This is a genomic window from Actinoplanes sp. G11-F43 (genome assembly GCF_050589265.1).
In the GTDB taxonomy this organism is placed as follows: domain Bacteria; phylum Actinomycetota; class Actinomycetes; order Mycobacteriales; family Micromonosporaceae; genus Actinoplanes.
The window spans coordinates 34,849-47,440 of sequence record NZ_JBNZCE010000003.1 but is presented as its reverse complement, the minus strand read 5'-3'; the positions used below and the strand labels follow the sequence as shown (position 1 = coordinate 47,440).

The following is a 12,592-nucleotide window of genomic DNA, read 5'->3' as shown; positions in this document are numbered from 1 at the left end:
ACTCCGGAGCGTTTCATCGGGCCGGCCCTTCCGGCGCCGGGCTGACCGCGGCGGCGAGCTGCTGCCGGGACAGGATCGGAACCGCGCCGTAACGACCCGCCAGATAGCGGCGGCCGATCGCCTCCTCCTTGCGGGGCGCCAGATCGGACAGGCCGTAGAGCCGGGAACCGCCGTCGTTCGACTTCTCCACGAACCACACCTGATCCCGGCCGAGTGGAGAGGCCACACCCGGTTCCCCGAGAAGCGCCGCATCGTGCGAATTGAAGATCAGTTGGGCGTGGTGTGGATTGGTGGCCGGGTCCTGGAAAAGCCGGACCAACTCGGCCACCAGGGCAGGGTGCAGGCTGGCGTCCAGTTCGTCGGCGAGCAGGACGGTGCCGTCCGCGATGGCGGTGAGCACCGGGCCGGCCAGCCCGAACCACACCAGGGTCCCGAGGGACTCGTCGTCGATGTTCATGGCGACGTCGGAGTCGGCGCCCCGGTGGGTCATCATCACCCCGAAAGAGGCGGACGGCAGGCCCTCAGCCGACGGATCGGGCTCCTCCTCCTGTCCGAGAATGATCCGCACGGCGCGCTGCATCCGCTCTCGGGTGACCGGATCAGGTTCGATCTGCTGGACGCCGGTCACACCGAGGTCAGCGGCCGTGAGGAACGCCAGTACCCGGTCCCGCGTTCCGGGATCCTCCATGAGCTGCGCGGTCAGCGCCTGCCGAACCGGCCGGCTGTCCGCCTCGGCCAGGACCAGGTTCTGCTCGAACCACGCGTAGAGCGGCAGGAGCGTGGCATGGTTCGCCGACGCCGCGGTGGAGAGGAAGAGCGCGTTCGGGCGCAGCAACTCGACCACCACCCGGCTTTTCGCCCGCTCGACCGATCCGAGATCGACGGCGTCACCGCGGCGATGGAACAACTGGGCCGGGCGGCCGTGGGGATACCGGTACGCCCACTCCTCCAGGATCCGGGTGTCGTCCAGCACGAAGCCGTACTCGTACCGCACTCCGCCGAGCACGATGTCGACCTCGAACCGGGACGGCGCGAGCCGGGACGACGGGTCCAGGAGATAGGGCCGCCGGACGATCCCACCGGTGGGATTCCCGAACCGGAACGACTGGAGGACGTGCAGCCGCATGTCCCGCATCGCACGAAGCAGGTTGCTCTTGCCGGTCGCGTTCGCTCCGAAGACACCGGCCGCCGGCAGCACGCTGATCGGCCGCCCGCCCGCACGCCACCGCACCCGGCGGACCGCTGCCGGCTGGGCCAGAGCGGTGGCCAGCAGGCTGATCTCCACCGGATCCCGGAAGGAACGCACGTTCTCCGCCCGGAATCCGAGGAGCACCGATGCCCCCTCGTCATCAATCACAGGGCGATTTTTGCAGGAAACCCGCACAGGAGCCAGTGGAAACCTTCGTCAGAGGCCGTTGAGGAGGGCGCGGAGCAGGGTGGTCAGGTGGGTTCGGTCGGCCGGGGGCAGGTGGGACAGCAGGCGCTGCTGTTCGGCCAGGCCGGCGGTGACCGCCTCGTCGGCCAGGTGGTGGCCGGACGGGGTGAGGCGGACCAGGACGGCCCGCCGGTCGTCCGGGTCGGGTGAACGGGTGACCAGGCCGGACTTCTCCAGGCGGTCGAGGCGGGCGGTGGTGCCGCCGGTGCTGAGCATCATCGACGCGGCCAGCGCGCCGGGTGACAGCTGGTACGGCTCGCCGGAGCGGCGCAGGGTGGCGAGCACGTCGAATTCGGGGCGGCCGATGCCATAGCGGGCGTACGCCTTCTCGACCGCGTCGCCGGCCACCCGGGATAGGCGGAAGACGCGTCCGAAAACGCCCATCGCCTCGGTGTCCAGGTCGGGGCGTTCGGTGGCCCATTGGGCGAGGATCCGGTCGATGTCGTCGGTCACGTTCCCCATTTTCTTGATGACGAGCTTCTCGACAAAGTTTATCTTTACGTCGAGATACTTGATGGCGAGGGAAGTGGGAACGATGCGGGTACTGCTGGTGACAGCGCTGACCCCCGCGCTGTGGGGGACCACCTACGCGGTGACGACCGAGTTCCTGCCACCCGGCCGGCCCCTGCTCAGCGGCATGCTGCGGGCGCTCCCGGCCGGGCTGGCCCTGCTCGCCATCACCCGGCGGCTGCCCCGCGGCGCCTGGTGGTGGAAGTCCGCGGTGCTCGGCGCGCTGAACATCGGGATCTTCTTCGCGTTGCTCTTCGTGACCGCCTATCGGCTACCCGGAGGCATGGCGGCGGTCCTCGGAGCGGTGCAGCCGGTGCTGGTGGCCGGGCTCGGGGTGCTGCTGCTGCGCGAGCGGGTCTCCACACGTACCGTGATCGCGGGGTTGATCGGAGCTGCCGGTGTGGCCCTCGCCGTGCTCACCTCCGCGGCCCACCTGGACCCCGTCGGCGTCCTCGCCGGCCTGGCCGGGGCGGTCTCCATGGCGCTCGGGCTGGTGCTCACCAAACGCTGGGGCCGGCCGGGCGTCTCGATGCTCACCGTGACCGGGTGGCAGCTCACCATGGGCGGTCTGCTGCTGGTCCCGGTAGTCCTGGCGGTGGAGGGTCTGCCCAGCTCACTGTCGGTGACAAACCTGGGTGGGTACGTCTACCTGTCACTGATCGGCACGGCTCTCGCGTACACCCTGTGGTTCCGTGGTCTGGAACTGCTTCCGGCGGCCCGGGTGTCGCTGCTGAACCTGATCGCCCCACTGACCGCGACCCTGATCGGCTGGGCCGTTCTGGATCAGGCGCTCACCCCGGTGCAGCTGGCCGGCATGGTGATCGCGTTCGGTGCGGTCGTGTGGGGACAGTCAGTGCATGTCGGCCGTCGTGACGATCCGCTTCGCGTACCCGCCCCGGGCCGCCCGCAGCATGGCCCGGCCGATCTCGTCGGTGCTGGTGATGTAGCGCGGGGCGATCCGGCGCAGCGCCGGCACCAGCGGGGCGGTGACCGTGTAGGCGATGTCGTACCACCGCGTCTTCGACCGGACCCCGTGGGTGGGCTGGATGAACCCGGGGCGGAAGGCGAACCCGTTCGGGAACAGCTCCATGATCTCCCGCTCGGTCCGGGCCTTCACCCGCGACCACATCAGCCGGCTCTCCGGATCGGTGCCCTCCCCGGAGACGTAGACGAAGGTAAGGTCCGGGTTCGCCGGGGCCAGGGCACGGGCGGCGGCCATCGGCAGATCGTAGGAGACCCGGGTGTAGGCGGCCTCGTCCATCCCCACCGATGAGACGCCCAGGCAGTAGAAACAGGCGTCCCAGCCGGACAGTTCACCGGCCATCGGGCTGAGGTCGGCGACGTCCTCGACCACCACCTCGCGCAGCCTCGGATGCTGCACCCCGGTCTTCGACCTGGTCACCACCAGCACCTCGGTCACGTCCGGCGCGAGCAGACACTCCCGCAGAACACCCTGACCCACCATGCCCGTCGCCCCGAAAACGATCACCCGCATGCTCCCAGTGTGCCGCGTGCGGGGACGGAAAACGTCGTACCCCGGGCCTAGGGTCGTGGCGTGTCCATTGAGAGGTCGCCGTCCGTCCACACCCGAGCCCCGTCGCGCGCCGACCGGGTCGCCGGTGGCATGGCCGAGCTGCGCCGCTGGCTGGACGATCAGATCGAGCAGGGGCTGGCCACGGCCGGGCGGGACGGGCCCCAGCCGTTCGAGACGATGGCCGCCCGGCTCGTCGACGCGCAGGCGCCCGCGGTGGCCGGCGCCGTCCGCCGGCTGGCCGGGATCGCCGGGGTCGGCGAGCGCTGGGCCGACCGGCTGCTCGGCGAGTTCGCCCTGCTGCGCCTCCTGATCGCCGGCCACGATCGGCTCGGCACCCTCGACCCGGCGACGGCCGCGACCGTGCGCGGCCGGATCGGCTATCCGACCGCGTCCGCGGAGGTGCTGTCCGGGCCGCGGGTGACCGACCACTGGCAGATCCTCGGCCAGGTGGAGGCCGACGACGGGCCGCTCACCAGCCGGCGCACCTGGCTGCTCGGGGCGGGCACCGGGCGGTTCGCGCTGATCCTGGAGTTCGCGGCGCCCGGCCGGCCGCTGCCCGGCGGGCTCGTCCCGGGCCGGGGATTCCACGGTGACCTCTGTTTTCATCCGGGCGCGGCGCCGCTGCGGGCCCTGATCGCCGCGCGCCACCCGGAGGATGCGCCGGTCGGCTCCCCGGTGGGCGCGGGGTCGTTCCGGGCGGGGCTCTCCCGGTGGGCGTCACTCATCACCGGCGACCCTTGGCGGTACGAGACCCCGATGCTCCTGTCCGGTGTCGTCCCCGCGTCGGGCGGCCTCCTCGTCGACGGCACCGGCTGCGCCCTTCCGCTGGCTCCCGGCTTCGACAGGCCGTGGTGGCTGCTCGCGGCGGCCGGGGCGGCTCCGGCCACGGTGGCGGCGGAGTGGTCGCCGGCCGGGTTGCGGCCACTCGCCGCCTGGGTCGACGGCGAGTTCGTGCCGGTCAGCGCGCCGGCCACCGGTTCGCCCCCGGCCGGCCGGCCGGAGCTGCCGCCGGAGTTGCTGACCGCCGCGCTGGTCGGCACCGGTCGCCGCCCCTGGTCGGCCGCCACCCTCCGGGTCGGCGCCTTGACCATCGACCTCGGGAGCCCCTCGGCGCTGCTGGAGGCGGCCGCGGTGGCGCTCGTCTGCGGGCGCGCCGGGGTGGAGCCGGAGAGCGGGCATGTGCCGACGGCTCCGGCGCCGGCCGAGGTCACCCCGGTCCTGCCGGCCGCGGCGGGAGCCCGGCTCGCGCTGCTGCTCGGCGGTGGGGCGCCCGGCGGTGGGCATCAGGAGCAGGAACTCCTCGGTCAATGGCTGCGCGCCGCCGCCGAGCGGGGCGGGGTGGTCCCCCCGGCGATCCTGCCGGACCTGTTGGAGGCCGGGCGGCGCACCACCAGCATCCGGGCCCAGGTGGCGCTGGTCGCGGGGCGGCGCGGGGCCTGGCTGGCCGGGCAGCGCGACGACTGGCGGTGGCTGCTCGCCGAGGCCGCGCCACTCCCGGCCGGGGACTGGGCGTCGGCCACCACCGCCGAACGGCTCGGCCACCTGGCGGCTCTGCGCGACACCGATCCGGCACGTGCCGTCGAACTGCTGGCCGGCACCTGGGACGAGGACTCCGCGGACTTTCGGGCCCGTGGTCTGGCCACGTTCGCCACCGGGCTGTCCTTGGCCGACGAGCCGCTGCTGGACCGGGCACTCGACGACCGGCGCCGGGAGGTCCGGGAGACCGCGCTCGACCTGCTCCGGCGCCTGCCCGGGGCGGCCCTGGGCGAGCGGATGGCGGCCCGGGCCCGCGCCGCGGTCCGGCTGGCCGGCGGTGTGCTGGTCGTCGAGCCACCCACCGATCTCGACAGCGAGCTGCGGCGCGACGGGGTGGGCGCGACCCCGGTCCGCGGGATCGGGACGGGCGCCTGGCTGCTGGAGGAGGTGGTGGCCGGCACTCCCCTGGCCACCTGGTCCGGCCCCCGGCCGGGCCCGGACGGCCCGGCCGGGCTTGGGCCGGCCGGCTGGATCGGGCTGGCCCGGGCTCATGACTGGGCGACGCCGCTGCTGCACGGGTGGGCCAAGGCCGCGGTGGCGCAGCACGATCCGGACTGGGCGGCCGCCCTGCTGGACGCCGAGTCGGCGACGCTGCGGGAGTCGGTGCGCTGGGATCTGCATCTGGTGCTGCCGCCCGGCCGGCTGGCCCGGCTGGCGGCCGCGGCACTGCGGTCCGAGGACGGTTCGGCGCAGCGTCTGCTGGCGCTGCATCCGGGGCCGTGGCCGGACGGGCTGTCGGTGGCCGTGCTGGAGACGGTGGAGCAGCGGGCCCGGACCGACCGGCACACCTGGCAGCTGAGCGAGCTGTGCCGGGCCGCCGGAACCGCGATGCCACCGGGGTACGCCGACCTCGCCGGCCGTCTCGCCGGCCAGCTGGACCGGACGCTCGATCCGGCGCGGGTCCGTCCGGTGGCCGAGCTGGCCCGCACCCTGACCTTTCGACACGAGATGCTCGAGGAGCTGCGATGAACGACTTCCCGGCCGGGCCGGAGCGGACGGCCGACCGGACGGCGGAGCCGACCGCAGAGCCGACCGCGGAAAGGACGGCAGGGCCGGCTGCGGTGTTGCGCCCGCACGCCGAGCATCAGTTCGCCGAGGAGCTGGCCCTGCTCGCGGAGGCCGACGACCGGCCCCGGCCGCCGGGCTGGCGGATGTCGCCGCGGGCCGTGGTCACCTATCTGCTTGGTGACGGCGACCGGATCACCCCGAAATACGTCGGGCCCCGCCGCCTGGTCGAGGTGGCCGTCTCCACCCTGGCCACCGACCGGGCGCTGCTGCTCCTCGGGGTGCCGGGCACCGCCAAGACCTGGATGTCGGAGCATCTCGCGGCGGCGATCTCCGGCGATTCCACACTGCTCGTGCAGGGCACCGCGGGCACCGCCGAGGAGGCGATCCGGTACGGGTGGAACTACGCCCGTCTCCTCGCCGACGGCCCGACCGAAGCCGCGCTGGTGCCCGGCCCGATCATGCGGGCGATGCGGTCCGGGTCGGTCGCCCGGCTGGAGGAGCTGACCCGGATGCCGTCCGACGTGCAGGACGCGCTGATCACCATCCTGTCCGAGAAGACGCTGCCGGTTCCGGAGCTGGGCACCGAGGTGCAGGCGCGGCGCGGGTTCAACCTGATCGCCACCGCCAACGACCGGGATCGTGGGGTGAACGAGCTGTCCAGCGCGCTGCGCCGCCGGTTCAACACGGTGGTGCTGCCGATGCCGGCCGGCGCCGACGACGAGGTGGCGATCGTGGCGCGGCGGGTGTCCCAGCTGGGCCGGGCGCTGGAGCTGCCGGAGGCGCCGGCCGCGATGGAGGAGATCCGCCGGGTGGTGACGGTGTTCCGGGAGTTGCGGTCCGGGATGACCGAGGACGGGCGTACCCGGCTGAAATCGCCGACCGGCACGCTCTCCACCGCCGAGGCCATCTCGGTGGTCACCAACGGGATGGCGCTCGCCGCGCACTTCGGGGACGGCACGCTGCGTCCCGCGGACGTGGCCGCCGGCATTGTCGGTGCGGTCGTCAAGGATCCGGTCTCGGACGCCGTCGTCTGGCGGGAGTACCTGGAGACGGTGGTCCGGGAGCGCCCCGGCTGGCGCGAGTTCTACCGGGCCGCCCGCGATGCCTGACCGGATCTACGGCGTACGCCATCATGGTCCCGGTTCGGCCCGGGCCCTGCTGCGGGAGCTGGACGCCCACCCGCCGGAGGTGCTGCTGATCGAGGGCCCGCCGGAGGCCGACGATCTGGTCCGCTGGGCCGGCGAGGAGGGGATGGAGCCGCCGGTCGCCCTGCTCGGTTACGCGGTGGACGATCCGGGTCAGGCGGCGTTCTGGCCGTTCGCGGTCTTCTCCCCGGAGTGGCAGGCGATCAGGTGGGCGGTCCGGCGCGGCGTCCGGGTCCGTTTCTTCGATCTGCCGTACGCGTACCGGACAGCCCCGCCCCCGCCGTCGAGCACGGCCGCCGCGACGTCACCGGGCGGGGAGAAGGAGCCGACCGCGGGTGGGGAACCGGAGCCGGGGCGGCCGGTGGATCCGATCGGGGAGCTGGCCGCGGCGGCCGGCTACGACGATCCGGAGCGGTGGTGGGAGGACGTGGTCGAGCATCGGGGTGTGCCGGTGTTCGCGGCGATCGCGGAGGCCATGGCCGCCATCCGGGAGACCGCTCCGGAGGATCCCGGTGATCTGCTCCGGGAGGCGTACATGCGCAGTGTGCTGCGGGAGGAACGGCGCCGGCACACCGAGATCGCCGTGGTGTGCGGGGCCTGGCATGTGCCGGCGCTGCTGCGGGCGGTTCCGGTCAAGGACGACACCGCGCTGCTCCGGGGGCGGCGGAGGGGGCGGGTGGCGTTCACCTGGGTGCCGTGGACGTACGGGCGGCTGGCGTCCTGGTCCGGTTATGGCGCGGGGGTCCGGTCGCCGGGCTGGTACCACCACCTGTTCACCGCCGGGGACGACGTGGTCACCCGCTGGCTGGTGGATGCGGCCCGGGTGCTGCGGGCGGAGGGTGTGCCCACCTCGTCGGCCCATGTGATCGAGGCGGTGCGGCTGGCGGAGGCGCTGGCCACGCTGCGGGACCGGCCGCTGGCCGGGCTGGCCGAGGTGACCGAGGCCGCCGAGGCGGTGATGTGTGACGGGGAGCCGCTGCGGGCCGCGCTGATCGCCCGGCGGCTGGTCGTCGGGGAGCGGCTGGGCGCGGTGCCGGACGGGGTTCCGGGGGTGCCGCTGGCCCGGGATCTGGCCGCCCGGCAGCGGTCGCTGCGTCTCAAACCGGAGGCGGCCGAACGCACAGTGGATCTGGATCTGCGGCAGGAGACCGATCTGCGGCGCAGCCGGCTGCTGCACCGGCTGCGGGTGCTCGGCGTGCCGTGGGGTGAGCGGCGGGCCGGCCGGGGCACCGGCACGTTCCGGGAGCAGTGGCTGCTGGCCTGGCAGCCGGAGTTCGCGGTCCGGCTGGTCGAGGGCGGCATGTGGGGCACGACGGTGGCGTCGGCGGCCACCGCGCGGATCACCCGGCGGGCGGCGGACGCGGCGAGCCTGGCCGAGGTGACCGAGCTGGTGGAGGTGTGCCTGCTCGCCGGGCTGGCCGGGGCGTACCCGCCGGTGCTGGCCGCGCTGGACACCCGCGCCGCGCTCGACACCGATGTGCACCACCTGATGGCGGCGATTCCGGCGCTGGCGCGGACGCTGCGGTACGGCGACGTGCGCCGCACCGACCTGGACGGACTGTCCACGGTGACCATGGGTCTGCTGGACCGGGTGTGCGCGGCGCTGCCGTCGGCGGCCGGTTCGCTCTCCGACGAGGCGGCCCGGCGGCTGCGGGACGGCATGGACGGTGTGCACCGGGCGGTCGGCCTGCTCGGTGCGGGCCCGGCGCGCGAGCGATGGATGACGACGATCGAGAATGTGGCGGTACGCCCGGGGCTGCACGGTCTCGCGGCCGGCCGGCTGACCCGGCTGCTGCTGGACGCGGGACGGCTGGACGGCCCGGAGGCGCGACGGCGGCTGCGGTTGCCGTTGACCGTGGGCACCCCTCCGGCGCACGCGGCGGCCTGGGTGGAGGGGTTCCTGGCCGGGGGCGGGCTGCTGCTGGTGCACGACGAGGCACTGTTCGCGCTGGTGGACGACTGGCTGGCGGACATTCCGGCGGAGGTGTTCGACAGTGTGCTGCCGCTGTTGCGGCGGACGTTCGGCGGGTTCGACGCCGGTGAGCGCCGGGCCGTCGGCGAGCGGGTGGCCGGGCGGCGCATCGGTCCCGGCCCGGTGGTGGCCCCGCTCGACGCCACCCGGGCGGCCCAGCCGCTGCCGGTGTTGAGCGCCCTGCTGGGCCGCCCCTTGACGAGCACGGCGGAGAGCGGGACGCGGTGACGGGCGAGGGGGACGGGGTGGACGGGGATGTGGAGCGGCGGCGGCGGTGGCGGCTGGTGCTCGGGGCGGCCGCCGGGGAGGCGCTCGGGGAGGCCGGTGGGCGGGACGGGGCGATGGATGCCGCGCTGGGGGCGCTCTACGACGGTGTGGAGGCGGGGGCCGGGCGGGGTGCGGGCCGGTCGGCGGGGCTGGGCGAGTCGGCGCCGCGGGTGGCCCGGTGGCTGGGCGACATCCGGGAGTATTTTCCGGCGACGGTGGTGCAGGTGATGCAGGCCGACGCGATCGAGCGGCTGGACCTGACCCGGCTGCTGCTGGAGCCGGAGATGCTGGCCGCGGTGGAGCCGGACGTGCACCTGGCCGGGACACTGCTGTCGCTGAACCGGGTGCTGCCGGACACCGCCCGGGAGACGGCGCGACAGGTGATCCGTACCGTCGTGGATGAGGTGGAGCGCCGCATCGCGCGACGGACCCGGGCCGCGGTGACCGGCGCGCTGTCCCGGGCGGCCCGGACCAGCCGGCCCCGGCGGGCGGACGTCGACTGGGACCGGACGATCCGCGCGAACCTGCGGCACTACCTGCCGGAGCACCGGACGGTGGTGCCGGAGCGGCTGGTCGGTTACGGGCGGCGCAGCTCCGCGGTCCAGCGGGACGTGGTGCTCTGTGTAGACCAGTCGGGTTCGATGGCGGCGTCGGTGGTGTTCGCCGGGGTGTTCGCGGCGGTGCTGGCCTCGATCCGGTCGCTGCGCACGTCGCTGGTGGTGTTCGACACCGCGGTGGTGGATCTGACCGACCGGCTGGCCGATCCGGTGGAGGCGCTGTTCGGCACGCAGCTCGGTGGCGGCACCGACATCAACCGGGCGGTGGCGTACGCGCAACGGCTTGTCACCCGTCCCCGGGAAAGCGTGTTCGTGCTGATCAGCGACCTGTACGAGGGTGGGGTCCGGGAGGAGATGCTGCGCCGGGTGGCCGAGATGACGGCGGCGGGGGTGCAGGTGGTGGTGCTGCTGGCGCTGTCCGACGAGGGCGCGCCCGCGTTCGATCATGAGAACGCGGCGGCGCTGGCCGCTCTGGGGGTGCCGGCGTTCGCGTGTACGCCGGACGCGTTCCCCGATCTGATGGCCGCCGCGATCGAGCGCCGTGATCTTCGCGCCTTCGCCGGGAAGCTGGCCGAAGAGGGTATGCAGGGCCCCACCATGTAACTACCGTAAGGGCTATGAGTGCTTACCTGAAGAATCCGGCCGCGTGGCAGGAGAGCTGGGACCGGCAGCAAGAGGCGTTCATGCCGGACCGGGAGGAGCGGTTCGCCGCGATGCTGAACGCGGTGGCCGCGGTCACCGACGGCGACGAGCCCCGGCTGCTCGACCTGGCCGGGGGCACCGGCAGCATCTCGCTGCGCCTGCTGGCCCGGTTCCCCCGGGCCCGGGTCACCGTCCTGGACCAGGATCCGGTGCTGCTGGCCATGGCCGAGTCCTCACTGCGGGACCGGGGCACGGTGGTCGACGCCGACCTGAGCGACCCGGGCTGGCGGGCGAAGCTGCCCGGCGAGCCGTTCGACGCGGTGCTGACCGCGACCGCGCTGCACTGGCTGCCGCCGGAGCGGGTCGGTGCGCTCTACGCCGAGGTGCGTGAGGTGCTGCGCCCGGGCGGCGTGTTCGCGAACGCCGACCACATGGAGGACGAGGGGCTGCCGGGGCTCTCCGAGAAGTTGCGCGCACACCGGGACCGGGTGCGCGAGGCCCGGTACGCGACCGGCGCCGCCACCTCCTGGCCGCGCTGGTGGGAGCTGGCCGGAGCCGACGAGCAGCTCGCCGCGAAGGCTGTCGAGCGGGCCCGGATCTACCCGGAGAAGCACCACGACTTCGAGTGGATCCCGCCGGCCACCTGGCACGTCGAGGCGTTGCGCACGGCCGGGTTCCGCGAGGCGGGCATCCTGTGGCGCGGCGGCACCGACGCCGCGGTGGCCGGCCTCAAGTAGGAACGCGGGGCCTCAGGAGGTCCAGCGGAGGAAGCGGTCGAAGAGTTCCGAGGCGGGCGCCCGCGGCATGTCCCGGGCGGCCTCCTCGAGGTGGTCCCACATCAGGACGGCGAGCTCGACCCGGCTGCGGTCCCGGGACAGCGCCTCCCGGGCCGGATCGCACGGCCACGGCCGGCCGCAGACGCGGCAGTCCCAGGACGGCCGGGCGGGGTCGTGCTCCGCCTGGTCGCGCACGAGGCCGCTCCTTTCGTGACGCGGGCACGAGGGAACGACGCCGGGTACGCCCGCCCTTCGCACCCGTGTGCCCCACACATTGCGCGCGCATCGCCCGGGGGTCAACAGCCTGCGCGGCCCGCTCGCTTGTCCGGGTGACGCCCGGCCGGGGCATCGGCACCCGTCGTTCTGGAGTCGTCACCGTGAGTCGAGAATCCGGGCCGGAGCAGATGATCGGAATCCCGCCCGATATGTCCACCTCTTTGGGAGCATGGGGCTGAGCGACGCCCCTACGGCCGAGGACGGTGACATGACCTACGACGGGAATCCGGAACCCGACAGCGGGCTCTACATGTCCTCGGCGGCGGCCGACCCGCAGCGCTCGGCCCGGCGGCGCAAACAGGCGATCGTCGGGGTGGCGGGCGCGGCCGCGGTCCTGGCCGGAGCCGGCTTCCTGGTCACCCAGCTGATCAACGACAACCAGCCCCGCCAGCCCGAACCCGCCGCGCTGGCGCCGATGACGAGCCCGGCGGTCACCGAGTCGGTGCCCGCGCCGGCGCCGGTGGAGCCGTCGATCACGCGTACCCCGAAAGCGACCAGGCACGCCGCGCCGGTCCGGATCAGCCCGGTCCCGCCGCCTCCCCCGAGTTTCGACGCCATCCCGGAACCGGCCGAGGCGGCCGCGACGGCGGCCGTCGAGGGGATGCTCGGCGCGCACGAGGAGATCCACGAACGGACCGAGGCCCTCGGCGCGGGGACGTTACGGATCGTGAGCGCCCGCCGGGACCTGACCGGCGAACGGCTGACCCTGCTCTCCCGGGATCAGGGCCGGGCGGTCGGGCAGGGCGTGCGGTGTACGAGCGAGATGCGGTTCGGCACCGGGCTGCCCCCGGCGGCGCCCGGCATCCTGGTGTGCTGGCGCACGTCGGAGTACCGCAGCGTGATCACCATCGGGCCGGGTTCGGCCACCGCGGAGAGCGTCGCGGCGATCAACCGCGAGTGGCTCAGCCTGGGATGACGAACGAACCGCGGCGGG

10 protein-coding genes and 1 pseudogene are annotated in these 12,592 nt (G+C 74.0%); 7 read left to right on the top strand and 4 right to left on the bottom strand.

The features are described from left to right. Window positions 1-13 precede the first annotated feature (13 nt). Both ACQ0O7_RS02095 and ACQ0O7_RS02090 read right to left on the bottom strand, forming a co-directional pair. Complete coding sequence (locus ACQ0O7_RS02095; RefSeq protein ID WP_430780004.1) at window positions 14-1,357, bottom strand: AAA family ATPase; 1,344 nt, start codon at window positions 1,355-1,357, stop codon at window positions 14-16. A gap of 48 nt (window positions 1,358-1,405) precedes the next feature. Then, window positions 1,406-1,897, bottom strand: coding sequence for a MarR family winged helix-turn-helix transcriptional regulator (locus ACQ0O7_RS02090; RefSeq protein WP_430780003.1), 492 nt, complete (start codon window positions 1,895-1,897; stop codon window positions 1,406-1,408). Here ACQ0O7_RS02090 and ACQ0O7_RS02085 point away from each other — a divergent pair. Continuing rightward, a pseudogene (locus tag ACQ0O7_RS02085) lies at window positions 1,875-2,774 on the top strand (EamA family transporter); the annotation flags it as partial. The gene ACQ0O7_RS02090 and the pseudogene ACQ0O7_RS02085 overlap by 23 nt on opposite strands. 21 nt (window positions 2,775-2,795) lie before the next feature. On the opposite strand, the gene ACQ0O7_RS02080 reads toward ACQ0O7_RS02085, so the two are convergent. Then, window positions 2,796-3,440 carry an epimerase gene (locus ACQ0O7_RS02080; protein WP_430780002.1) on the bottom strand — a complete coding sequence of 215 codons (645 nt, stop codon included), beginning with the start codon at window positions 3,438-3,440 and terminating at the stop codon, window positions 2,796-2,798. A gap of 60 nt (window positions 3,441-3,500) precedes the next feature. Between ACQ0O7_RS02080 and ACQ0O7_RS02075 the strand changes: the two genes are divergently transcribed. Genes ACQ0O7_RS02075 through ACQ0O7_RS02055 form a run of 5 tightly spaced genes read left to right on the top strand, consistent with a single transcriptional unit; the run spans window position 3,501 to window position 11,343 of the window. Continuing rightward, a complete protein-coding gene (locus tag ACQ0O7_RS02075; RefSeq protein ID WP_430780001.1) occupies window positions 3,501-5,984 on the top strand; it encodes a DUF5691 domain-containing protein in 2,484 nt (827 codons plus the stop codon). Further along, on the top strand, window positions 5,981-7,132 hold the full coding sequence (locus ACQ0O7_RS02070; protein ID WP_430780000.1) for an ATP-binding protein: 1,152 nt from the start codon (window positions 5,981-5,983) through the stop codon (window positions 7,130-7,132). Before ACQ0O7_RS02075 ends, ACQ0O7_RS02070 begins: the two co-directional genes overlap by 4 nt. Continuing rightward, on the top strand, window positions 7,125-9,368 hold the full coding sequence (locus ACQ0O7_RS02065) for a DUF5682 family protein (RefSeq protein ID WP_430779999.1): 2,244 nt from the start codon (window positions 7,125-7,127) through the stop codon (window positions 9,366-9,368). The genes ACQ0O7_RS02070 and ACQ0O7_RS02065 overlap by 8 nt, the downstream gene beginning before the upstream one ends. After that, window positions 9,365-10,567 (top strand): VWA domain-containing protein, encoded by a 1,203-nt coding sequence (locus ACQ0O7_RS02060; protein WP_430779998.1) that lies wholly within the window; start codon window positions 9,365-9,367, stop codon window positions 10,565-10,567. Before ACQ0O7_RS02065 ends, ACQ0O7_RS02060 begins: the two co-directional genes overlap by 4 nt. A gap of 14 nt (window positions 10,568-10,581) precedes the next feature. Beyond that, window positions 10,582-11,343 carry a class I SAM-dependent methyltransferase gene (locus tag ACQ0O7_RS02055; protein ID WP_430779997.1) on the top strand — a complete coding sequence of 254 codons (762 nt, stop codon included), beginning with the start codon at window positions 10,582-10,584 and terminating at the stop codon, window positions 11,341-11,343. Between the two features lie 12 nt (window positions 11,344-11,355). Here the strand turns inward: ACQ0O7_RS02055 and ACQ0O7_RS02050 are convergent, their stop codons facing one another. Then, a complete protein-coding gene (locus tag ACQ0O7_RS02050; protein WP_430779996.1) occupies window positions 11,356-11,577 on the bottom strand; it encodes a hypothetical protein in 222 nt (73 codons plus the stop codon). Between the two features lie 289 nt (window positions 11,578-11,866). On the opposite strand from ACQ0O7_RS02050, the gene ACQ0O7_RS02045 reads away from it, so the two are divergent. After that, complete coding sequence (locus ACQ0O7_RS02045) at window positions 11,867-12,574, top strand: hypothetical protein (protein ID WP_430779995.1); 708 nt, start codon at window positions 11,867-11,869, stop codon at window positions 12,572-12,574. Window positions 12,575-12,592: the final 18 nt, after the last annotated feature.

Bases quoted from the DNA above. Each gene is read 5' to 3' on its own strand.
- ACQ0O7_RS02090 (WP_430780003.1), bottom strand. From the start codon at position 1,897: ATGGGGAACGTGACCGACGACATCGACCGGATCCTCGCCCAATGGGCC.
- ACQ0O7_RS02080 (WP_430780002.1), bottom strand. From the start codon at position 3,440: ATGCGGGTGATCGTTTTCGGGGCGACGGGCATGGTGGGTCAGGGTGTT.
- ACQ0O7_RS02070 (WP_430780000.1), top strand. From the start codon at position 5,981: ATGAACGACTTCCCGGCCGGGCCGGAGCGGACGGCCGACCGGACGGCG.
- ACQ0O7_RS02065 (WP_430779999.1), top strand. From the start codon at position 7,125: ATGCCTGACCGGATCTACGGCGTACGCCATCATGGTCCCGGTTCGGCC.
- ACQ0O7_RS02055 (WP_430779997.1), top strand. From the start codon at position 10,582: ATGAGTGCTTACCTGAAGAATCCGGCCGCGTGGCAGGAGAGCTGGGAC.
- ACQ0O7_RS02045 (WP_430779995.1), top strand. From the start codon at position 11,867: ATGACCTACGACGGGAATCCGGAACCCGACAGCGGGCTCTACATGTCC.